The sequence below is a fragment of the Spirillospora sp. NPDC049024 genome (genome assembly GCF_040649235.1).
Classification (GTDB): Bacteria; Actinomycetota; Actinomycetes; order Streptosporangiales; family Streptosporangiaceae; genus Spirillospora.
In genome coordinates this window covers 1-22,977 of sequence record NZ_JBEZFD010000022.1, presented here as the reverse complement: position 1 = coordinate 22,977, position 22,977 = coordinate 1, and the positions used below count along the sequence as shown (strand labels likewise).

Below are 22,977 nucleotides of genomic sequence, written 5' to 3'. Positions count from 1 at the left end.
TCCGAGATCTGCTCTGTCTCCGAGATCTGGCAGGCCCCCGCGGTCTGTCCAGGTCTTTGGGATCCGACACGGTCTCCGAGATCCGACACGGTCTCGAAGCCCGGTCCTGCCCGCTCCGGTCAGGCCGTATCCTTGACAGGTCGTCCCGCGCCGGCGGGGACGGGTTCGGGTTCCGTCCTCCGATCTTCGGCGGGACGAGCACCCATCGACCCCGCTCCTGCGGGGATGACCCCGAAAACACCGCCGCACTCGTCAAGGTGCGGCTGTGCTCCCCGCGCACGCGGGGCGGCGAGGTCGACCAAGGTCCCAACGCGGCGGTCTAGTTCCGCCCGCCGTGTTGCCCGGTTTCCGGGAGTCGGGACCACAGCGAAACGGAACAAGAGGGAGAGGCATGCCTCCCAAGAAGAAGATCGCCGCACTGGTGAAGGTCCAGCTCCAGGCTGGTCAGGCCACGCCGGCGCCGCCGGTCGGTACCGCGCTCGGTCCGCACGGCGTCAACATCATGGACTTCTGCAAGCAGTACAACGCTGCCACGGAGTCCCAGCGCGGCAACGTCATCCCCGTAGAGATCACCATCTACGAGGACCGGTCGTTCAGCTTCGTCACGAAGACCCCGCCGGCCGCGCAGCTCATCCTGAAGGCCGCGGGCGTGGAGAAGGGCAGCGGCGAGCCGCACAAGACCAAGGTCGGCTCCGTCACCCGCGACCAGATCCGCGAGATCGCCACGACCAAGATGCCCGACCTCAACGCCAAGGACCTGGACGCCGCCGAGAAGATCGTCGCCGGCACCGCGCGGTCGATGGGCATCGAGGTCAAGTAAGTCACCCCAGTGGGAGGGCCTGCGCCGGCCCCTACCACGAGTTCCGTTTGGAGGAACGCAGATGAAGCGCAGCAAGGGCTACCGCGCAGCGGCCGAGAAGATCGACCGCGATCGGCTGTACAGCCCGGTCGAGGCCGTGAAGCTGGCCAAGGAGACCGCGGTCACCAAGTTCGACGCGACCGTCGAGGTCGCCATGCGGCTGGGCGTCGACCCGCGCAAGGCCGACCAGATGGTCCGCGGCACGGTCAACCTGCCGCACGGCACCGGCAAGACCGCCCGCGTGCTCGTCTTCGCCGTCGGCGCCAAGGCGCAGGAGGCCGAGGCGGCGGGCGCCGACCTGGTCGGCTCGGACGACCTGATCGAGCGGATCCAGGGCGGCTTCCTGGACTTCGACGCCGTGGTCGCGACCCCGGACCAGATGGGCAAGGTCGGCCGGCTCGGCCGGGTGCTCGGTCCGCGCGGCCTGATGCCGAACCCGAAGACCGGCACTGTCACCATGGACGTGTCCAAGGCGGTCTCCGACATCAAGGGCGGCAAGATCGAGTTCCGGGTCGACCGGCACGCGAACCTGCACTTCATCATCGGCAAGGCGTCCTTCGACGAGCGCCAGCTGGTGGAGAACTACGCCGCCGCGGTCGACGAGATCCAGCGTCTCAAGCCGTCCGCCGCGAAGGGCCGGTACGTCAAGAAGGCGGCCCTGACCACGTCGATGGGCCCGAGCATCCCGGTGGACCCGAACGCGGTCCGCAACCTGACGGCCGAGCTCGAAGAGGCCTGATCGAGCCGGCGTCGAACGCCGCAGAACAGGGCGCCCCCGGTACCACCGGGGGCGCCCTGCCGCGTTCTCTGCCGCCTTCACCCCGGTGCCTTCGCCCTGCCGCGTTACGCCCTGAAGTGTCCGGCCGAGTCTCCAGCACCACTGGCCGCGCATCCACGAGGGTGCGGGATCGGGGGGCTCTGCTTGGCCTTCCGGGGCCATCGCTCTAACCTTCGAGCGTGAGCTGGAAACTCGTCCTCGGGTGGTTCTGGACCGTCGTTTTCGGGGTGTTCGCCCTGGGCGCCTTCGGAGTCGCGTGGGAGAAGTACCGCCTCAATTCGCGAGGACGGTGGATCGAGGGTGAGATAGTCCGTGTCGATGAGGACAAGGACAGTGACGGAGCCCCGCGCTTCTACCCTGTGGTGGTCTTCACTCCCCCGGACGGAGACCGGATTGAGGTCAAGTCCCCCTCCGGCAAGCCCTATCCGCCGGGGTTGGCCTCTGGCGTGGGCTGCAAGGTCGACGTTCGATACGACCCGGCCAGCCCAACGACGATCGAACTGCCGGGATATGAAGGGGTCGGCGTCCTCTCGACCCTGCTGGTCGGTGTCGTGCTGGTCGGCGTCACGGGGTTCATAGCCTTCGAGATGCTCCTCTGACGCGGACACCTCACGCCTCCGCTCTCGCGTACTGCCCACCGACGCTACGCAGTGCCCAACGTGAGGCGAGCCGCCGACCGAGGTAACAGCGGAGCATCCTCCCCGTCCCACCCCCCGGCTGCCCGGCACCAACCGCTCCGTCAACCTCGTCCCGCTCCCGCGGCACCGAGCGGGGGCGCGGAGGTCGCGCTCACCGGGATGGCTCCGGCGGAGCCCGCGCCCCCGCCACTAGATTCGGCGCCCAGATCGTCGGTGAGGGGATGCGATGGGCGGGGCGCGGCAATGGGACGTCGACCGGTTGTCCGACGTCCCTCGGCTGTACGACGTCCCTCGGCTGTACGACGTGCTCGAGGCGGCCGCGGCGGACGCCCCCGACGCCCCGGCCCTCTCGGTCGACGGCACGACGTGGACGTTCCGCGAGTTGCGCGCCCGCACGGACGCGTTGAGCGCCCACCTGGCAGCACGGTGCTCGCCTGGGGCACGAGTGGCTCTGCTCGCACACAACCGGCCGGAGTACGTGGCGGCCTACTACGGGGTCCCGCGCGAGGGCAGGATCCTCGTGCCGCTCAACCAGAGGCTGCACCCGCGTGAATGGGCCGACCAGATCATCCGCTGCGGCGCGGAACTGGTCATCGGCGAACCGGAGCTGCTGGAGAGGCTGGCCCGCGAGGGCGGACTACCCGACCCCCACCCACCGCTCACCGACATCGCCGACCTCCCATGGGATGGCCCGGCCGCCGTAGAAGAAGGGGAGCACGATCCGGCCGAAGTCGCATGGCTGATGTTCACCAGTGGCACGACCGGCCGGCCGAAGGGCGTGCGGCTCACGCACAGGAGCCTGCTGGCGGCCATCACGGTGACGGCGTCGGGGCGTCCCGTGCTGCCGGGCGACGTGTTCTGTACGCCGTTCCCTCTCTGCCATGTGGCGGGCTACCAAGTCATCCTGCATCACGTGTTCCGGCGGCACGCCGTAGTGCTCCGGAAATTCGTTCCCGCCGCCCTGGTGGACGCTGCGCGCCGGCACGGGGTCACCAACCTGTCCCTGGCCCCGACGATGCTGGAGGACCTGCTCGCGCACCTGGACGAGGATCCGGCGGCGCTGGAGGCGCTGCGGGCCACCCTCCGCGTGATCGCGTACGGCTCGGCGCCGATGCCGGTACCGCTGCTGCGCCGCGCCGTCGAGGTGCTGGGCTGCGACCTCAACCAGGGGTGCGGCATGACCGAGCTGTCCGGCAACGCGACGTTCCTGTCCCCGGCGGACCACCGCGCCGCGATCGAGACGCGGCGGGAGCTGGCGGCGTCGGCGGGCCGTCCCGGCGACGGCGCGGAGATCGCCGTGATCGGCGAGGACGGGACGCCGCTGCCGCCCGGCGGACTGGGCGAGGTCGTGGTCCGCGGGGCGCAGGTGGCGGACGGCTACTGGGACGACCCCGATGCCACCGCCGAGGCGTTCGCGGGCGGCTGGTTCCGCACGGGTGACGCGGGCCGCATCGACGGGGACGGCTACCTGCACCTCGCCGACCGGCTCAAGGATGTGATCATCACGGGCGGGGAGAACGTCTCGTCCCGCGAGGTCGAGGACGTCCTGCGCACGGTCCCGGGCGTGCGCGAGGTCGCGGTGGTGGGGCTGCCCGACCCGCGCTGGGGCCAGACGGTGTGCGCGGTGATCGTGCCGGACGGCGTCCCACCGGACCCCGAGAAGCTGATCGCGGCCTGCCGCGCCCGCCTCGCGGGCTTCAAGACCCCCCGCCGCATCGAGTTCACGACGGCCCTGCCCCGCACCGGCACCGGCAAGATCCGCAAAGCCGCCCTGCGCACCCGACTGACCACCCACCCCGGACCGACCACCCACCCCGAACCGACCACCCACCCCGCGCGGACGGACCGTGCCGGGCCTGGTGGTCGCTCCGAAGGGCCCTGAATCCGGGGCGGGCGGGGGCCGGATACACGGGGGGTGGTCCGGAACCGGACAATTTGGTACTCGATTGTTTTGTTACTGGCGAGGAACCTGGTGTTGAATTGCCCGGGTGAAGCGTCGTACCGATCGGGCCATCGCCATTTCCGCCGTGACCGCGGTGGCCGTCGTGCCCACGGCGATCCTGATGGTGGTCAAGACCGGCGGCGACTCGCCGAAGGACGCGGGGGCGCTGCCCCCCTCCGCGGCGATGGCCCAGCGCGATCCCGCCAACCCGAACGGCGCCGCGTCCGCCACGGTCACTCCGGGCGCCACGCCCGGCGCGCCCGGGGCCGGCAACGGCGCGGGAGCCCGGCCCGGCACGCCCGGTTCCGGAAACGGGGGCGCCGCGCACGGCCTGCCCACGGCACCGCCGCAGCCCGGTCCCAGCCTGCACTCCTTCACCCGCAAGACGGACATGAAGGTGACGGTCGGGCCGGACGGCGACTACCAGCACGCGACCGAGACGGCCTCGTTCACGCTGTGGCCGAAGTTCGCGATGAGCGCCACCGGCGTCACGCAGACGATGAAGGGCGGCGTGCTGTCCAAGGTCACCCAGAAGGTGATCGTCCAGGGGAGCACGCTCAAGGGGTACGACGGGCAGAAGTGGACGCAGTCCACGCTGACCCAGGCGCAGCTGGGCAAGCTGCAGAACGAGTCCGACCCCCGCCAGTTCACCTTCATGATCGGGACGCTGCCGGGCATGACGGCGGGCGAGCCGGACGCCGCCGGGCTGACGCGCTTCACCGCGCAGGGGCTCATGGGCGGCGTGTACCCGCTGCTGCCGCAGGACGCGGCGGCGGCGTTCCGCAAGTGGATCCCGGACGACACCGGCTGCGGGATCGACATGCTGGCCGACAGCCAGGCCCGCCCGACCACGATCAGTCTCGGCGCGCAGGGCCCCGGCGCGGGGTTCGCCGGGTCGATGACCTTCGGTTCCTACCGCTGACGAGGCTCCGCGACGCGGGCTCCCGCCCTGCCGTTCGGCTCCGTTCGGCTCCGTTCGGCGCCTTTCGTCCAGTGCGGCGGCTACGCCGTTGGTCGTACCGTGCGGGCGCCCATTCGTACCACCGGGGGATGTAGGTCCGTTAGCGCCCGAAGAGACTGGGAACACCAGCAGGGCGACTAGGGAGGCTCAACCCTCATGAACCGACGATTCGTGGTGGCGGCCGGCGGCACCGCGGTGGGTGCCGCGCTCCTCCTGTCCGGATGCAACGGGGACGGGTCGGAGAACACCGGCAACATGAAGCTCAGCGCGAACCAGGCGCTGCTGAAGGCGTCCGAGAAGACCGGCAAGGCCGACACGTTCAAGGCCGACCTGACGGTGACGGGCACGGGCGACGGCGGCGGGAAGGTCCACGCGAACGGGCAGTTCCGGCTGCGTCCGTCGCTGGAGTTCAGCGCGAAGCTGGACGAGTTCAGCCGGAACGGGCAGAGCGTTCCGGGCGCCAAGGGCCAGGCGGTCTTCACCGACAACGTCCTGTACGCGAAGGTCCCGCAGCTCGCGCAGTTCGTCAGCAACGGCAAGCCGTGGGTGCGCATCGACGTGAACCAGGTGTCGCAGCACACGGGCTTCGACGTCCAGGGCCTGGTGAACCAGGTGCAGAAGGTCGACCCGGCCGAGCAGACGAAGATGTTCACCGGTTCCAAGGACGCCCGCAGGGTCGGCACCGAGACGGTCGACGGCGTCAAGACGACGCACTACGCCGGGACGGTCACCGTCGACGACGCGCTGAAGCAGCTGGACGCGGAGGCCCGCACGAAGGTCCAGCACTGGCTGCCGAAGGACCGCGCCAACGGGAAGATCAACTTCGACCTGTGGACGGACGGCGACAACCTGCCGCGCAAGCTCGTGTCCAAGTCCACCGGGTCGCAGGGCGAGAACGGCTCGGTGACCGTCCTCTACAGCGACTACGGCAAGTCCTTCAACGTGAACACGCCCCCGTCCGACCAGGTGGGGCAGCTCTCGCTGCAGGGCTTCCTCGGCGGCAACTGACGGCGGCGGCCCGCGGCGTCGTCCCGGCGGCGGTGACCGAGGACGGTGCCGAGGGCGGGCCACCGACCGTGATGTCCGGCGAAAGGTGAACCACGGCGGGGTCCTTTGCGTCTGATGTACCGTTCGGCCCCATCGCCCGGGAGCCAAGGAGACCAAGGAGACCCCCCAGATGATCCGTCGTTTCGCCGCAGGCACGGCGCTGGCCACCGGCCTCGCCCTCTCGCTGACCGGCTGCCTTGGGGACGCCGGGAAGACGGTGGACGAGGCCGGCAAGGGACTGAGGCTGACGGCCGCGCAGGTCCTCGGCAAGGCCGCCGAGAAGACCGGCCAGATCGACTCGTTCCAGGCCGACATGAAGATGCAGATGACCGGCACGTCCGAGGGCGACGTGTCGATGAACGGCACGATGCAGTACCGCACGAAGCCGGACCTCGCCTACAGCATGAACTTCGCCCAGATGACGGTCGCGGGCAAGTCGATGGGCGGCATGGAGCAGCGGCTCGTCGGCCGGAACATGTACATGAAGATGCCGATGCTCTCCCAGCTCGGCGGCGGCGCCAAGCCGTGGATCAAGATCTCGCTGGACGAGCTGGGCGCCAAGTCCGGAATGAACATCGACGAGCTGCTCCAGCAGTCCCGGCAGATGGACCCGGTCCAGAACACCAAGATGCTGACGGCGTCCAAGGACGCGCGCGAGGTCGGCAAGGAGACGCTCGACGGCGTCCAGACGACCCACTACACCGGCACGTACCGGATGGAGGACGCGGTCGCGAAGCTCTCCCCGGAGACGCAGGAGGCCTACCGCAAGAGCCTCGGCACGACGGGCCTGCAGGCCATGCACTTCGACCTGTGGGTGGACGGCCAGCAGCTGCCGCGCCAGATGACGATGAAGTCGACGCAGTCGACCGAAGGCGACATGACCATGACGATGAAGTACCGCGACTTCGGCAAGCCGGTGCAGGTCGCCGAGCCGCCGGCGAGCGAGGTCACGGACTTCGGCGAGATGATGAGCAGGCTCGGCAGCGGCGGCGGCCTCCCCGGCGCCTGACCGGGAGCTGACCGGTCCGCCGCCGGCCCGCCGCCGGCCCGCACCTGAGCACGACCGAGGGACCGCACCCCACCCGGGGCGCGGTCCCTCGCTCTGTCTTCTGCCCGAGGCCGCCCCGACCTGACTGGCCCAGCCCAGCCGATTTGGTCTCATCGGTGGACGCACGTATCCTGTTCCGTGCCGAAGACCGCCGGTCGTCACCTCCCGCGAGGTGACCGAAGGACCCGACTCACGTCGGGCGGCCTGCGTAGGTGAGACGAGAGCTTCCCGCATGGCCTCCGTGCCGTGCCTGGACGCCCCGTGCGCCTGCGCCGGGGCGTTTTTTGGTGGATCGGCGCCGGAACCCGCACGCGGGCGAGGCGCGGATCGGACCACCCAGGTAATCGGAAGGAGGGCTATGGCCAAGGCCCACAAGGACGCGGCGATCGCCGAGCTCAAGAGCGAGTTCGAGAGCTCCAACGGCGCCGTGCTGACCGAGTACCGCGGGCTTAGCGTCGCGCAGGTCAAGGAGCTGCGCGACAACCTCGGCGAGACCGCGCGGTTCCGCGTGGTGAAGAACACGCTGACCAAGCGCGCCGCGAACGAGGCCGGTGTCGACGAGCGGTTCCGTGACCTGCTCGAAGGCCCGTCGGCCATCGCGTTCGTCCGCGGCGACGTGGTCGAGGCCGCGAAGGGCCTGCGCGACTTCGCCAAGGCGAACCCGATGCTGGTGATCAAGGGCGGCTTCATCGACGGTCAGTCGATGGACGCGGCCGAGGTCGCCAAGCTGGCGGACCTCGAGTCGCGCGAGGTTCTCCTCGCGAAGCTGGCCGGTGCGATGAAGGGCTCGATGGCGAACGCCGCCGCGCTGTTCAACGCCCTGCCGACGCAGGCCGCCCAGCTCGCCGAGGCGCTGCGCGCCAAGCGCGAGGCCGAGGGCGAGACCGCCGAGGCACCCGCCGCCGAGGCGTCCGCCGAGTAGGCAACCCGCGGTTCAGTACCACCCCAGATCACAAGCCATAGCGGAGGAATCATCATGGCGAAGCTCAGCACCGACGACCTGCTCGACGCGTTCAAGGAGATGACCCTTCTCGAGCTCTCCGAGTTCGTGAAGCAGTTCGAGGAGGTCTTCGACGTCAAGGCCGCCGCCCCCGTCGCCGCCGTCGCCGCGGCCCCGGGCGCCCCGGCGGGCGGCGCCGAGGAGGCCCCGGCCCAGGACGAGTTCGACGTCATCCTCGAGGGTGCCGGCGACAAGAAGATCCAGGTCATCAAGGAGGTTCGCGCCCTGACGAGCCTCGGCCTCAAGGAGGCCAAGGACCTGGTCGACGGCGCGCCGAAGCCGCTGCTCGAGAAGGTCAACAAGGAGACGGCCGACAAGGCCAAGGAGGCCCTGGAGAAGGCCGGCGCTTCGGTCACCGTCAAGTAAGACGCTCCAGAGCTCCGGAGCCGCGAGGCTCCACCGCTCTCCAGGAGGCGGTCACCCCGATGGGGTGGCCGCCTCCTTCGTGTTGTGCCTCCTTCGTGGTGTGACGGTGTCCGCCGGGCCCGCCGGACGGGGTTCCGGTGGTGCGGGTGGGCGGTCTTGTCGCGGAACGTTGACCGGAGGCGCCGGGAAGGTCCGTTTCCTGTGCGGAGGTGACAAACACCCGCCGGAAACCGTGTGCCTTGACGGGTTGTGCCGCTTCCCGCCCGCGGCGTAGCGTCCCGTCCTGACGCTGTGGCCACACCCGGCCGCTGCCGTCTCCGCAGTGCGGCGGGCCCCCGGTCGAAAGCCGCCGCCGGCACCCCGGTCTTGAGGCTCCGGTTCTTGGACCACTAGTCTCATAGACGCCGTAAGTAACGATTGTCTTACGACGTCGCATTTAGCTGCTGATCTGGGTCGGAACCCCTTCCATTTGGACGGGGGGCCGCTACGGTAGTGGCACCCGTCACGGCTACCGGACGGTAGCAATGCGGCGGACACGCGGTGTGACGACTGGCGCGGCGTGACACAACACAACGCGGTGTGACGACAGAAAGAGCCTGAGTGCTACTCGCTCATTGGTTCGGGATTCCCCCGGCCTGGACGAAAGGTGACGAGTGGGCGTCGAGATCAGAGTCGAGGGACTGACGAAGTCCTTCGGCCGCCAGGTGATCTGGCAGGACGTGTCGCTGACCATTCCCGCAGGTGAGATCTCCGTTCTCCTGGGTCCGTCCGGTACGGGCAAGTCGGTCTTCCTGAAGTCCCTCGTGGGGCTGCTCAAGCCCGACCGCGGGCACATCTGGATCGGCGACAGGGACCTGCCCTACCTGCCCGAGTCGCAGCTCTACGACACCCGGAAGCAGTTCGGCGTCCTGTTCCAGGACGGCGCCCTGTTCGGCTCCATGAACCTGTTCGACAACATCGCGTTCCCGCTCCGCGAGCACACCAAGAAGACCGAGTCCGAGGTCAAGCGCATCGTCCTCGAGAAGATGGACATGGTCGGCCTCCTCGGCGCCGAGCACAAGCTTCCCGGCGAGATCTCCGGCGGTATGAAGAAGCGCGCCGGCCTGGCCCGCGCGCTCGTCCTGGACCCCGAGATCCTGCTGGTGGACGAGCCGGACTCCGGCCTCGACCCGGTCCGCACCGCGTTCCTCAACCAGGTCTTCATCGACCTCAACGCGCAGATCGGCGCGACGTTCCTGATCGTCACGCACGACATCAACACCGCCCGCACCGTCCCGGACAACATCGGCCTGCTGTACCAGCGGCACCTGGCGATGTTCGGGCCGCGGGAGATGCTGCTGTCCAGCGAGGAGCCCGTCGTCCGGCAGTTCCTCAACGCCAGCAAGATCGGCCCGATCGGCATGTCCGAGGAGAAGGACGAGTCCGAGCTGGAGGCCGAGGCGAAGATGGGGCACGACCCCGGCAAGCTGCCGCCGATCCCGCCGCAGCAGATGCCGAGCAACGGGCTGCTCCGCACCGGCATGCACGCGCCCGGCGCGTGGTGCGCCGCGCACGGCGTCACGCCGCCGCCCGGCTCGTTCATCGACGACCTCGGCCGCAACTGGGTCGAGGAGTGGCCGCGGTACGTGGCGTCCATGACGCCCGTCGGCGCCCCCGCCGGCGGAGCGCACGGTGCGCCCGGCGGCATGCCTCCCTCCGGTCCGCCGCCCGGCGGGCCCGGTGGCCACTTCCCGGGCAACCCGCCGCCCGGCCGGCCGGGAGCGGGTGCAGGCTACTGATGTCCACTCCTGGTATCGGCGCGGACCAGCGAGGGGCAAGGAAGGGCGGGGGCTCTTCCGCGACGTTCCGCAAGATCGGGGACGGCGCGGCCAACGTCGCGATCAAGGAACCCGGACGGTTCTTCGCCCTGTGCCTGGACACCGCCCGCGCGGTGTTCCAGTGGCCGTTCCAGTGGCGCGAGTTCATCCAGCAGGCCTGGTTCATCGTCAGCGTCACCGTCGTCCCCACGATGCTGGTCGCCATTCCGTTCGGCGGCGTCCTGTCCCTCCAGGTCGGCGGGCTGATCCGGCAGCTCGGCGCGCAGTCCTACACCGGCGCGACCGCCGTGGTCGCGATCGTCCGGGAGGCCAGCCCGCTGGTCACCTCCCTGCTGGTCGCGGGCGCCGCGGGCTCGGCGATGTGCGCCGACATCGGCTCCCGGAAGATCCGCGAGGAGATCGACGCCATGGAGGTGCTGGGCATCAACCCCCTGCACCGCCTGGTGGTGCCCCGGATGTTCGCCTGCGCGTTCGTGGCGCTGTTCCTGAACGGGCTGGTCTCGGTGGTCGGCCTCCTCGGCGGCTACTTCTTCAACGTGATGCTCCAGGGCGGCACCCCCGGCGCCTACCTGGCCTCCTTCAACGCCATCGCGCAGCTGCCCGACCTGCTGCAGGCCGAGTTCAAGGCGTTCGTGTTCGGCATCACCGCCGGCCTGGTCGCCGCCTACAAGGGCCTTAACGCGAAGGGCGGCCCGAAGGGCGTGGGTGACGCGGTCAACCAGACCGTCGTCATCACGTTCATGCTGCTCTTCCTGGAGAACTTCCTGATCTCCACGCTGTACTTCCAGTTCGTCCCGTCGAAGGGGATGTAGATGGCTGCCCCTGGCAAGACGGGCAAGGCGGCCCGGCGGGTGGTGAGCGCGCCGCTCGACCGGCTGGACGACTTCGGCCACCAGATGTCGTTCTACGCCCGCGCGTTCGCGTGGGTGTTCCGGGTGCTGACCCGGTACCGCACGGAGGTGCTGCGGCTGCTGGCCGAGGTGAGCCTCGGCACCGGCGGCCTCGCGGTGATCGGCGGCTCGGTGGTGATCGTCGGGTTCATGACGTTCTTCACCGGCAGCCAGGTCGGCCTGCAGGGCTACGAGTCGCTGAACCAGATCGGCACGGCCGCGTTCACCGGTTTCGTCGCGTCCTACTTCAACACCCGCGAGATCGCGCCGCTGGTGTCGGCGCTCGCGCTGTCGGCGACGGTCGGCTGCGGCTTCACCGCCCAGCTCGGCGCGATGCGGATCTCCGACGAGATCGACGCGCTGGAGGTCATGGCCGTCCCGTCGATGCCGTTCCTCGTCACCACCCGGATGCTCGCCGGAATGATCGCGGTCATTCCGCTGTACATCGTGGGCCTGCTCGCCTCCTACGGCGCGACCCGCGTGATCGTGACGCTGTTCTACGGCCAGTCGACCGGCACCTACGACCACTACTTCCATTTGTTCCTACCGCCGTACGACATCTTGTGGTCGTTCGGAAAAGTGATCGCTTTCGCGGTGCTGGTGATGCTGATCCACTGCTACTACGGCTACCACGCCTCCGGCGGCCCGGCGGGTGTCGGCGTGGCGGTGGGCCGCGCGGTGCGGACCAGCATCGTGGTGATCAACGTGGCCGACCTCATGCTCGGCATGGCGATCTGGGGCACGACGACCAGCGTGCGGATCGCGGGGTGACGGGATGAGTCAACGACTGCGCTTCCGGGTCCTCGGACTTTCGATGATCCTGGTGATCATCCTGCTGCTGGCGCTGACCGTGGCGCTGTACAACAAGGCGTTCACGCCGACGCTCAACGTGAGCGTGCGGAGCGAGCGGGCGGGCCTGCAGCTGCTGCCGCACTCGGACGTGAAGGTCCGCGGCCTGATCGTCGGCGAGGTGCGCAGCACCGAGGCCGACGCGCGGGGCGCGACCCTGCACCTGGCGCTCGACCCGGACAAGGCGAAGCTGATCCCGCGGAACGTCCAGGCGCGGCTGCTGCCGAAGACGCTGTTCGGCGAGAAGTACGTGGACCTCGGGATCCCCACGGACGCCGGTCCCGTCGGGCTGCGCTCGGGCCAGGTGATCCAGCAGGACCGCTCCCAGGCCGCCGTCGAGTTCGACAAGGTGCTGAACGACCTGCTCCCGCTGCTGCAGGCGGTGAAGCCGGCGGAGCTGAACGCGACGCTGAACGCCCTGGCGACGGCGCTGCAGGGCCGCGGCGACCAGATCGGCCGGAACCTGGAGGAGGCCGACGAGCTGCTGCGGAAGATCAACCCGCAGCTCGGCACGCTGGTGCACGACCTGAACGCCCTCGCCGACGTGTCCGACATCTACAACGCGGCGGCGCCCGACCTGCTGCAGACGCTCCGCAACCTCAACGTCACCAGCCGGACGATCACCGACAAGAAGGCCACGATCGAGCAGCTGATCCCGGCGACGACCGCGCTGGCCCAGGACGGCGACGTGTTCATGCGGCAGAACGCGCCGAAGATCATCGGCTTCAACATCGCGAACCGGGACGTGCTGGACCTGGTCGCCCGCTACTCGCCGTCGCTGCCGTGCGTGTTCGCCGGGCTGATGAAGATCAGGCCGGAGGCGGAGCGGGTGGCCGGCGGGAACGGGTCCAAGACCTTCAACCTGACGGTCGAGATCGTCAAGCCCCGGCCGGGCTTCAAGTACCCGCTGGACAAGCCGGAGGTCAAGGACCAGCGCAACCCGCGCTGCTACGGGCTGCCGAACCCCAAGGTCCCGTCCCCGGACTACCTCGCGCTGGACGGGACGGAAGACGACCTGTGGTGGAAGAACCCCGATGACCCGAACGGCGGCGGGAGCCGCGGCCGGGCCCTGTCGAACGTCTTCGTGGACCCGGGCGCGATGAGCGAGAAGGAAAAGATCAAGAGCGTGCTCGGACCGGTGACGCGGATTCCCTCCGACCGGCTCTCCGACGTCTCGGCGCTGATGTTCGGGCCGCTGCTCGCGGACGGATCGGTGGTGACGGTCAAGTGAGGACGACGAGTGCGGCGATCAAGTTGGCGATCTTCGTGGTCGTCACGTCGCTGGCCACCGGCGTGCTGGCGATGACGATCTCCAACATGCGGTTCCGGGAGACGACCACCTACAAGGCGATCTTCTCGGACGTGACGGGCCTGCTCGACAACGACGACGTGCGCGTCGCCGGCGTCCGGGTCGGCCAGATCGAGCACATCGAGCTGTACAAGGGCGACAAGGCCGAGGTGACGTTCAGCCTCCAGAAGGAGAGCGTCTTCAAGGCGGGGCTGCCCTCGTCCACGCAGGCGCAGATCCGCTACCGGAACCTGATGGGGCAGCGCTACCTGGCGCTGACCGACGGCGCCGGGCAGGCCAACGACTACCTCAGGCCGGGCGGGACGATCCCGATGGCGCAGACCACCCCGGCGCTGGACCTGACGACCCTGTTCAACGGGTTCCGGCCGCTGTTCCGCGCGCTGGAGCCCAAGGACGTCAACACGCTCGCGATGCAGATCATCCAGGTGCTGCAGGGCGAGGGCGGGACGATCAACAGCCTGCTCGCGCACGTGGCGTCGCTGACCAACACGCTCGCCGACCGGGACAAGGTCATCGGCGAGGTGATCGACAACCTGAACACCGTGCTCGGCACCATCGACGAGCGGCACAACGAGGTCAACCAGCTGATCACGGACCTGCGCGGGTTCGTCAGCGGGGTGTCCGGCGACCGCCAGGCGATCTTCGACTCGGTGTCGGCGATCAACGACCTGACCGGCACCACGCAGAGCCTGCTCGCCGACGCCCGCCCGGACATCCGCAACGACATCGCCGGGCTGCGCAAGCTCACCGCCACGTTCGACGCCAACGGCAAGGAGCTCGACGCGGGCCTGCAGCGGACGCCGAAGCGGCTGGAGGGGCTGGTGAACATCTCCTCCTACGGCTCCTGGTTCAACATGTACATCTGCGGCCTCGACGCGCGGGTGCGGCTGCCGGGCGGACCGGTCTACCAGACGCCGGCGATCGTGAACGAGAACGCGAGGTGCAAGTAGATGAGGATCCCGTTCCGGGAACGCAACCCGGTCCCCATCGGGCTGTCCGCGTTCGCGATCATCATCCTGCTGGTGGCGCTGGCGATGAACCTGGAGAACATTCCGCTCATCTCCGGCGGCAGCACCCACACCGCCTCGTTCCGGGAGGCGGCCGGGCTGCGGGCCGGCGAGGAGGTCCGCGTCGCGGGCGTCAAGGTCGGCAAGGTCACCGGGCTGGAGCTGGACGGCGACCACGTCAAGGTCACCTTCCGGGTCGACGACGGCGTGCGGCTCGGCGACCGCACCGAGGCCGACATCAAGATCAAGACGGTGCTCGGCGCGCACTACCTCGCGCTCACCCCCCGCGGCCGCGGCAGGCTCGGCCGCAACGTCCCGATCGAGCGGACGCACACCCCGTTCGAGGTCGTCCCCGCGATCAGCGAGCTGAGCCAGCGCGTCGGCGCCATCGACGTGCAGCAGGTCGCCAAGTCGTTCGACGTCCTGTCGGACACGTTCAAGAACTCCCCGGAGGAGGTCAGGGCGTCCCTGCAGGGGCTGCGCCGGCTGTCCAACACGGTCGCGTCCCGCGACGACGAGCTGCACGAGCTGGCCGGCAAGGCCAAGGACGTCTCCAAGCTGCTCGCCGACCGCAACCAGGACTTCGCCAAGCTCGTCCAGGACGGCGACAAGGTGCTCCAGGCGGTGCAGGCCAGGCGTGCGGTCATCCACCAGCTGCTGCTCAACACCGTGGCCCTGTCCCAGCAGGTGAACGCGCTGATCAGCGAGAACGACAAGCAGTTGCGCCCGATGCTGGACAACCTGGCCAAGGTCAACCGGATCCTGCTGAAGAACCAGAACAACCTGGACCGGATCCTCCAGTTGTTCGCGCCGTTCGCCCGCCAGTTCTCCGACGTGACGGGCACCGGGCGCTGGTTCGACTCGTGGATCCAGAACCTCATCCCGATCCCCGCCTCGATCCAGAACCCCCCGTCCGGCGGCGGGACGGCGACGAACAAGCAGGGCGCCCGGCCGGGCGGCGGCTCTTCCGGCACCGGCTCATCCGGCACCGGCACGCCCGGCACCGGCAAGACCGGCAACAGCGACAACCCGTTGCCCTTCCTCCCGTGAGCAGGCAGGTCACCAGTGCGTAACTCAACGAGCATCCTCCGCCTGGGCGGCGCGATCCTCGCCGTCGCGGTGCTGGCCGCCGTGCTCCTGCTGGTCTTCCAGGAGCCGAAGCAGCGGCACATGACGGCGTACTTCAGCAAGGCCGTCGGCCTGTACAAGGGCGCGGACGTCCGCATCCTCGGCATCCCCGTCGGCGAGGTCACGAGCGTCGAGCCCGTCGGCGACGCGGTGAAGGTCGAGCTGAGGTACGACGCCAAGTACAAGGTCCCCGCGAACGCGCAGGCCGTGATCGTCAGCCAGACCCTCGTCGCCGACCGCTTCGTCCAGATCACGCCCGTCTACAGGGGCGGGGCCGTCCTCGCGGACGGCGCGACGCTGGGCACGAACCGCACCGCGGTGCCGGTCGAGGTCGACCAGGTCGGCTCCAGCCTGAACGACCTGTCCAAGGCGCTCGGCCCGCAGGGTGCGAACGCCCCCGGCGCGAACGGCCAGCAGGGCTCGCTGTCGCGGCTGCTGCAGGTCGGCGCCGCGAACCTGGACGGGCAGGGCGAGGACATCCGGCAGACGATCGCCGACACGTCCAAGGCGCTCAGCACGCTGAGCACCGACCGCGGCGACGTCGCCGAGACGATCAAGAACCTGCGGATCATCACCGAGGCGATGAAGGCGAACGACCAGCAGATCAAGTCGTTCTCCGGGCACCTGAACGGCGTGTCCGGGCAGCTCGCGGGGGAGAAGGAGGAGCTGAGCGCGGCCCTCAACACCCTGGCCCCGACGCTGAAGAACGTGCAGCAGTTCGTCAAGGGCAACCGCACCGAGCTGGCGGCCAACGTCCGGCAGCTCGCGCAGGTCACCGGCGTGCTGGTGAAGGAGAAGGGCGCGCTCGCCGAGATCCTCAGCGCCGGCCCGCTCGCCGTGAACAACCTGGCCCGCGCCTACGACCCGATCAGCGGCACGATCCACACCCGCGACAACTTCCGCCAGTTCCACGACCTGGCCGACTGGATCTGCTCGCTGGCGTACTCGGTGGGCACGCCCGCCAAGGAATGCCTCGACTTCGTCTCGCCGTACAACGGCATCGGCAAGGCGCTGACCGGGTTCAGCCTGGACCTGTCCTGGATCACCGCCCTGACGACGCACTACGACCCGGTGCCCATCCCGCCGGACGCCTACGGGCCGCAGGGCAGGCCCGGCAAGACGAGCAAGACCGGCACGACCAACAAGACCGGGGCGACCGGGACCCAGACCAAGCCCACGGACATCACGGCGCTGCTGCCTGGAGGTGGCCGATGAGCAGGCGGTCGACGGGCGAGCGCACCGTGAACAAGAGCCTCATGAACAGGCGCGCGGTGAACAGGAGCACGGCGAACAAGCGCACCGGGAGCCGGCGCTCGATGAATCGAGCACGGCTGCTCGGCGCGGCCGCGCTCGCCGGCGTGACGGCCCTGTCGGGCTGCTCGTTCAACGGCGTGGAGTCGCTCCCGCTGCCGGGCGGCCCCGACCTCGGCTCGGACCCGCGGACCGTGAAGATCGAGTTCGCGAACGTGCTGGACCTCGTCCCGAAGTCGGCGGTCAAGGTCAACGACGTGTCGGTGGGCAGGGTCGAGAAGATCCAGCTGGCCGGCGAGCCGGGCACCCAGGGCGGCGGCTGGCACGCGGTGGTCACGGTCAAGTTCCGCGGCGACGTCAAGCTCCCCGACAACGCGGTCGCGACGATCAGCCAGACCAGCCTGCTGGGCGAGAAGTTCGTGCAGCTCGAACCGCCCAAGAACGAGGCCCCGGTCGGTGAGCTCAGCGACGACGACCTGATCCCGCTGAACCGCACGTCCCGCGGCACCGAGATCGAGGAGGTCCTCTCCGCGATGTCGCTGCTGCTGAACGGCGGCGGCCTGGAGCAGGTCTCCACGATCAGCCACGAGCTGCAGGCCGCGATGGGCGGCCGCGAGTCCACGATCAAGTCGGTGCTGCAGCGGGTCAACACCTTCGCCGGAACGCTGGACCAGAACCGCGCCGCGATCACCCGGGCGCTGGACAGCATCGACCGGCTGAGCGGCAAGCTGGCCGCCGAGCGCAAGACGATCCAGGACACCATCGACGAGACGGGGCCCGCGATCGCCGTGCTCAACCGCAACCGCGCGGACCTCACCAAGATGCTGGTGGCGCTGAACAAGCTCAGCCGCACCACCACCTACGTGATCAACCAGTCCAAGGCCGACATGCTGGCCAACCTGCGCGACCTCGACGTGATCCTGCGCAACCTCAACAAGGCCGGCTCCGACCTGCCGAAGTCGCTGGAAACGCTGATCACCTTCCCGTTCCCCGCGACGTTCGAGAACGTCATCGCGGGCGACTACGGCAACGTGCGGCTGACCGTCGACCTGGACTTCGAGTCCATCGCGCGGAACCTGCTCGGCGGCACCGACCTGGAGGGGATGCTGGGCAGCGGCAAGCAGATGCGCAGCATGCTCCAGGTCCCGAACGTGACGCTGCCGGACTCCCCGCTGGGCGTCCTGCCGCAGATGCCGGGCGGCGGGACCCAGGGCGGCGCGGGACAGGGCGGCCTGCCCGGACTTCCAGGCGGCACCACACAGCCCCCAGGGAAGACACCGGCCGGCACGAACACCCAGGGACGGCCGGGCGCGCTCGCCCCCGACCCCGGTGACGGCGGTCTGCGGACCCTGATGACGGGGGGCCTCTCGTGATCCTCAAGCGCGGCGTCATCGTCCAGCTCATCGCCTTCGCGGTCATCACCGTCGTCGGCGTGGCGATCGTCTCGGTGAACTACATCGGCATCGGACGCGACCTGCTCGGCAAGCAGTACGTCGCCTACGTCGACCTCACCGACTCCGGCGGCGTGTTCACCAACGCCGAGGTCACCTACCGGGGCGTCCCGGTCGGGCGCGTCGGCCCCATCGAGCTGACCAAGGACGGCATCCGCGTCAAGCTGCTGCTGGAGCGGGGCAAGCGGATCCCGCGCGAGGGCACCAAGGCCGTCGTGGCGAACCGGTCGGCGGTCGGCGAGCAGTACATCGACCTGGAGCCCACCACGAAGTCCGGGCCCTACCTCGACGAGGGCGACCCGTACACCATCCCGCGCAGCCGCACCACGCTGCCCGTGTCCACCGCCGAACTGCTGCGCAACGTCGACTCCCTCGTCGGCTCGGTGAACACCAAGGACCTCGGCATCATCGTGGACGAGCTGAACAAGGCGTTCTCCGGCTCCGCGTCGGACCTGCAGTCGATCCTGGACGACACCGACCGGCTGCTGAAGACCGCCAACGAGGCCTACCCCGACACCGAGCGGCTGCTGAACAGCGGCGCGACCGTCCTGGACACCCAGCGCGGCCAGGCCGCCAACATCCAGGGCTTCGCCCGCAACCTGAACGCGCTGACCACCTCGCTCCGCAACGACGACCCGGCGCTGCGCAAGACGATCGACAACGCGCCGGGCGCGGTGGACGAGACCCACAAGGCCATCAACCAGCTCGCGCCGACGCTGCCCGTCCTCCTGGCCAACCTCACCACCACCGGCCAGGTCGTCACGTCCCGCAAGGCCGGCCTCCGGTCGCTGTTCATCCTCTACCCGGTGACGGTCGCGGGCGCATTCACCGTCACGCCTGGGGACGGCACCCAGCACCTGGGGCTCGACCTGAACATCGACGCGCCGCCCGCCTGCACCCAGGGCTACGAGAAGGTCAAGCACCGCTGGCCGCAGGACACGTCGAAGAAGAAGCCGCGCCTGGACGCCGGCTGCAAGGCGCCCCACAACGCCCCCACGGCGGTGCGCGGCGCCCGCAACTTCCCGCGCGACGCCATCGCGCCCTACCCGCAGGTCCCCGCGGGCGCCACCACCGGCGCCGGGTTCCCCGACGGCGGCGCGTACGGCACCCGCGGCGACGACGGCAGCGGCGACGGCAGCGGCGACGGCGACGGGGCCAAGACGGACGCCAAGGGCTCCGGCAAGACCAAGACCAAGGCGAAGGCCGCGGCGGCCCCCACGGGCCAGATTTCGGACGGCAACCTGTACCTGTCGTATCCGGCCGGTTCAGTCGAATTCGCTGGATACGATCCAACGACCGGTGCGGTCTACGGGCCCGACGGCAAGAAGTACGTGATGCCGCGCAGCGCCGGAACTCGCCAGTTGGGAGAGGAATCCTCGTGGAAGTGGCTCCTGCTCGGACCGCTGAGCCAGTGAGGCGGGCACGATGAGGCGCCGTCTACCCATGGTCACCGCGATCGCCCTGGGCATCGTCGTGGTGGGCCTCGCCATCGCGTCCGGCTGGCTCGGCGTGGTCACCCTCAGGAACAAGGACGAGGCCGACCAGAAGGCCAAGGCGATGCAGTCGGCGCGCCAGATGGGCGTCAACCTGATGTCGCTCGACGCCGCCACCGCCCAGCGCGACCTCGACCGCATCGTGAGCGGCACCACCGGCGACCTCAAGAACAAGCTGGGGAGCCAGTCGAACGCCTTCATGCAGCAGATCACCAAGGCCAAGGCCAAGTCGACGGTCAGTGACGTCGACGCCGCGCTGGTCTCCATCGACGGCGACTCCGCCGAGGTGATGGTGTCCCTCACCGGGACCGTCACCAACGACAAGGTGCAGAACGGTACGCCGCAGGGCTACCGCTACCAGATGGACCTGACGCGGGTCGACGGGCGCTGGCTGGTGTCCGGACTGGAGGTTGTCCCGTGACGATCAAGGCGGATCGAGCGGCCAGGGCCGAGGAGGCCGCCGAGGCGGCGCGCCTGGCGGAGGAGGCCGCCGCGAAGGCCCGGGAGGCCGCGCGCCTCGCCCAGATCGCCGCGGACGAGGCGGCCGCCGCCGAAGCGGCCGCGGCGAACGCGAAGCCGGAGGAGCCCGAGGCGCCTGAGGGCGACGCCCCCGAGGAGAGCCCGAAGGCCCTCAAATCCCCTAAGAAGCCCCGCCGTGGGCGCAAGGGGTCCGAAGGCGCGACCGACGACGCCGAAGCCGCAGAGGACGACTCAGCGGCCGACGCGGACACCGAGACCGTCGCCGACGCCGAGAAGGCCGAATCTGACTCTGCCGCCGACGCCGACGCCGCCTCCGACGCCGCCTCCGACATCAAGCCCGCAAGGAAGACCAAGCTTTCCAAGGCCGCCAAGACCAAGACCACCAAGGTCGAGGAAGCCGCCGAGGAGGCCGAGGTCGCCGAGGCCGAGGAAGCCGCCGAGGACGAAGAGGACGGCGAGGGCGGCGAGGACGGCGAGGACAGCGAGGCTGCGAAGCCCGCCAAAGCCTCCCGAACGAAGCGTCTGTACCTGAAGAAGTCCGACGAGGACGAGGACGACGACGAGCCCACCGGCCGGTCCCGGCTGGGCGGCCTGTCGACGGTCATCGCCGTGCTGGTCGTCCTGGCGATCGCGCTGGGCGTCGGCACCACGGTCCTGGCGCTGAAGGTCCAGAAGCAGGAGGCGACCGAGCAGGCGTCCAAGGAGGCGTCGTTCGCGGCGTCCCGCGCGGCCCAGAAACTGTCCTCGTACGACTACCAGACCCTCGACACCGACCTGAAGGCCGCGTCCGCCACGACGACGGGCAAGCTGCACAACGACTACGACAAGCTGGCCCAGACGCTCAAGACCGTCGCCGTCCAGCAGCAGGCCGTCTCGACCACGACCGTGATGAAGGTCGGCGTCGTGAGCGCGACCCCGGACAAGGTCGTGGCGCTCGTCTACGCCAACCGCTCGTCGGCCACCAAGAACGACAAGCAGCAGCGCCTCCCCGAGCCGCTGCGCATCAGGCTGACGATGGTCAAGAAGGACGGCAAGTGGCTCGCCTCCGAACTCACGGTGCTGTCCTAGCCTGCGTTTCGAAGTCCCGGCCCACTTCGCTCGCCTGCTGGCTCGCGACGTGACCGGACCTGGGCGAACGCGGCCTCGCGCGGCGATCGTCGGTTCGCGATCTGCACGATTCCGCTGGCCTTCGGCTTCGTCGCACCGGGCAGGTCACGCGTCCGCGCGCGTGGCCGAGTCGACTTCGAGACAGGCTGTGAGTCTTGTGCTGGCCGGTCTGGGATCGGCTGGCAAGGATGGCGTCGGCTGCTGCGGCCTTGGTCGTGACTCGAGACAGGCTCCCTAGCCCACGGTTCTGTTCCTGGCCCGCGGCGCTGACCAAAAACTCGCCGGGCCGGCCAAGCTCGCGGGCCGGCCAAGCTCATGTCCTGGGCCTGTCCGCTGGGATGCCCGGGGTCTCCTGGATATCCCGGGTCTCCCGGATGTCTAAGTCCCCCCGGGGGCCTGGGTCTCCCGGTGGCCTGGGTCTCCCGAGTACCGGGGTCTCCTGGGCGTCTGAGTCTTCTAGGCGCCGGGGAGACCCGGTCGCTTGTTCTCGCGGCCGATTGAGCCCGCTCGCCCCCGGCTCTCTTCATCGCTCCAGGTCGCTCGGGAAGGACTCTGGACGACTCGGTGTTAACCCTTCAGGGGCCGGTGTAGCCGAGGTGACGGGGAGCACGGTCCGCGGTCGCGCGACACGCCGTCGACGCCGGTTCGTGGGCTGTCAACCCAAATCCCTAAACTATGGCCTTCCTCACTGCAGGTCAGGGCCTGAAAAGTCCATGTCCGCTCTTGACTGAGAGGCGCTGAGGGGCGATGCTCCATGGCAACGTGATGCATACTGCGGCGCTAGAGTTGCGAGCGGTGTACCGGTTCGGCTACACTGCCCCTTTGCGCTGCCCTCTGACTGTCCACGTGTGAGAGCACCCCTGTGAAGGCCCGATTTGGGCCTCTTTGAGCAGGTCTCGGACGTGGATCGTCTGGCGTGCGTGTCATCTGTTACGCCGCGAGCCCTCGGAAGGACCACTCTTGGCAGCCTCGCGCAACGCCTCGAATACCGCAACCGGTCCGAACCGCGTCTCCTTCGCGCGCATCAAGGAGCCGCTCGAAGTCCCGGACCTCCTTGCTCTGCAGACCAACTCGTTCGACTGGCTGCTGGGTAATGAGAGGTGGAAGGCCCGGGTCGAGGCGGCCCAGAAGGCCGGAAGTAAGAGCGTCCCGACACAGTCGGGGCTGGAGGAGATCTTCGAAGAGATCAGTCCGATCGAGGACTTCTCCGGGACCATGTCCCTGTCGTTCCGGGACCACCGGTTCGAGCCGCCGAAGTACTCCGTGGAGGAGTGCAAGGACAAGGACATGACCTACTCCGCCCCGATGTTCGTCACGGCGGAGTTCATCAACAACACCACCGGTGAGATCAAGAGCCAGACGGTCTTCATGGGCGACTTCCCGCTCATGACCCCCAAGGGCACCTTCATCATCAACGGCACCGAGCGTGTCGTCGTCTCCCAGCTGGTGCGTTCGCCCGGCGTGTACTTCGACCGTGCGCTGGACAAGGCGTCGGACAAGGACATCTACGGCTGCCGGGTGATCCCGAGCCGGGGTGCCTGGCTGGAGTTCGAGGT

The 22,977-nt window shown here is 69.2% G+C and carries 20 protein-coding genes and 1 pseudogene; all 21 read left to right on the top strand.

Going from position 1 to position 22,977, the window contains the following annotated elements; all coding sequences use genetic code 11:
* Nucleotides 1–391 precede the first annotated feature (391 nt).
* Nucleotides 392–820 (top strand): 50S ribosomal protein L11, encoded by a 429-nt coding sequence (gene rplK / locus AB0C21_RS32865; RefSeq protein ID WP_500209520.1) that lies wholly within the window; start codon nt 392–394, stop codon nt 818–820.
* Between the two features lie 61 nt (nt 821–881).
* Nucleotides 882–1,598 (top strand): 50S ribosomal protein L1, encoded by a 717-nt coding sequence (rplA, locus tag AB0C21_RS32860; RefSeq protein WP_500209519.1) that lies wholly within the window; start codon nt 882–884, stop codon nt 1,596–1,598.
* Between the two features lie 218 nt (nt 1,599–1,816).
* Complete coding sequence (locus AB0C21_RS32855; protein ID WP_500209517.1) at nt 1,817–2,236, top strand: DUF3592 domain-containing protein; 420 nt, start codon at nt 1,817–1,819, stop codon at nt 2,234–2,236.
* A 265-nt stretch (nt 2,237–2,501) separates the two neighbouring features.
* Nucleotides 2,502–4,157, top strand: coding sequence for a class I adenylate-forming enzyme family protein (locus AB0C21_RS32850; protein ID WP_500209516.1), 1,656 nt, complete (start codon nt 2,502–2,504; stop codon nt 4,155–4,157).
* Nucleotides 4,158–4,263: 106 nt separating this feature from the next.
* Nucleotides 4,264–5,139, top strand: a complete 876-nt coding sequence (locus tag AB0C21_RS32845) for a hypothetical protein (protein WP_149259622.1) — start codon at nt 4,264–4,266, stop codon at nt 5,137–5,139.
* A 195-nt stretch (nt 5,140–5,334) separates the two neighbouring features.
* A complete protein-coding gene (locus AB0C21_RS32840; RefSeq protein ID WP_500209514.1) occupies nt 5,335–6,186 on the top strand; it encodes an SCO4651 family lipoprotein in 852 nt (283 codons plus the stop codon).
* 169 nt (nt 6,187–6,355) lie between these two features.
* Entirely contained in the window at nt 6,356–7,234 is an 879-nt protein-coding gene (locus AB0C21_RS32835) for an SCO4651 family lipoprotein (protein WP_500209512.1), read from the top strand.
* A gap of 397 nt (nt 7,235–7,631) precedes the next feature.
* A complete protein-coding gene (rplJ, locus tag AB0C21_RS32830) occupies nt 7,632–8,195 on the top strand; it encodes a 50S ribosomal protein L10 (protein ID WP_149259620.1) in 564 nt (187 codons plus the stop codon).
* Nucleotides 8,196–8,249: 54 nt separating this feature from the next.
* Nucleotides 8,250–8,639 (top strand): 50S ribosomal protein L7/L12, encoded by a 390-nt coding sequence (gene rplL / locus AB0C21_RS32825; protein ID WP_141580563.1) that lies wholly within the window; start codon nt 8,250–8,252, stop codon nt 8,637–8,639.
* A 653-nt stretch (nt 8,640–9,292) separates the two neighbouring features.
* On the top strand, nt 9,293–10,417 hold the full coding sequence (locus tag AB0C21_RS32820; RefSeq protein ID WP_500209510.1) for an ABC transporter ATP-binding protein: 1,125 nt from the start codon (nt 9,293–9,295) through the stop codon (nt 10,415–10,417).
* On the top strand, nt 10,417–11,268 hold the full coding sequence (locus AB0C21_RS32815) for an MlaE family ABC transporter permease (protein ID WP_235036820.1): 852 nt from the start codon (nt 10,417–10,419) through the stop codon (nt 11,266–11,268). The genes AB0C21_RS32820 and AB0C21_RS32815 overlap by 1 nt, the downstream gene beginning before the upstream one ends.
* On the top strand, nt 11,269–12,117 hold the full coding sequence (locus AB0C21_RS32810; protein ID WP_500209507.1) for an MlaE family ABC transporter permease: 849 nt from the start codon (nt 11,269–11,271) through the stop codon (nt 12,115–12,117).
* Nucleotides 12,118–12,121: 4 nt separating this feature from the next.
* Nucleotides 12,122–13,426 carry an MCE family protein gene (locus AB0C21_RS32805; protein WP_500209505.1) on the top strand — a complete coding sequence of 435 codons (1,305 nt, stop codon included), beginning with the start codon at nt 12,122–12,124 and terminating at the stop codon, nt 13,424–13,426.
* Nucleotides 13,423–14,454, top strand: a complete 1,032-nt coding sequence (locus AB0C21_RS32800; RefSeq protein WP_149259616.1) for an MCE family protein — start codon at nt 13,423–13,425, stop codon at nt 14,452–14,454. The genes AB0C21_RS32805 and AB0C21_RS32800 overlap by 4 nt, the downstream gene beginning before the upstream one ends.
* The gene (locus AB0C21_RS32795; RefSeq protein WP_500209504.1) at nt 14,455–15,561 is read left to right on the top strand and encodes an MCE family protein; all 1,107 of its coding nucleotides are present in this window, start codon (nt 14,455–14,457) and stop codon (nt 15,559–15,561) included.
* Between the two features lie 15 nt (nt 15,562–15,576).
* On the top strand, nt 15,577–16,854 hold the full coding sequence (locus tag AB0C21_RS32790; RefSeq protein ID WP_500209503.1) for an MCE family protein: 1,278 nt from the start codon (nt 15,577–15,579) through the stop codon (nt 16,852–16,854).
* Nucleotides 16,851–18,263 (top strand): MCE family protein, encoded by a 1,413-nt coding sequence (locus tag AB0C21_RS32785; protein WP_500209502.1) that lies wholly within the window; start codon nt 16,851–16,853, stop codon nt 18,261–18,263. Before AB0C21_RS32790 ends, AB0C21_RS32785 begins: the two co-directional genes overlap by 4 nt.
* Nucleotides 18,260–19,756: an MCE family protein gene (locus AB0C21_RS32780; RefSeq protein ID WP_500209500.1), complete on the top strand. Its 1,497-nt coding sequence runs from the start codon at nt 18,260–18,262 to the stop codon at nt 19,754–19,756. The genes AB0C21_RS32785 and AB0C21_RS32780 overlap by 4 nt, the downstream gene beginning before the upstream one ends.
* A 10-nt stretch (nt 19,757–19,766) precedes the next feature.
* Nucleotides 19,767–20,255: an Rv1363c family protein gene (locus AB0C21_RS32775; protein ID WP_500209499.1), complete on the top strand. Its 489-nt coding sequence runs from the start codon at nt 19,767–19,769 to the stop codon at nt 20,253–20,255.
* Nucleotides 20,252–21,382, top strand: a complete 1,131-nt coding sequence (locus AB0C21_RS32770; protein ID WP_500209497.1) for an Rv1363c family protein — start codon at nt 20,252–20,254, stop codon at nt 21,380–21,382. Before AB0C21_RS32775 ends, AB0C21_RS32770 begins: the two co-directional genes overlap by 4 nt.
* 999 nt (nt 21,383–22,381) lie before the next feature.
* A pseudogene (locus tag AB0C21_RS32765) lies at nt 22,382–22,977 on the top strand (DNA-directed RNA polymerase subunit beta); the annotation flags it as partial.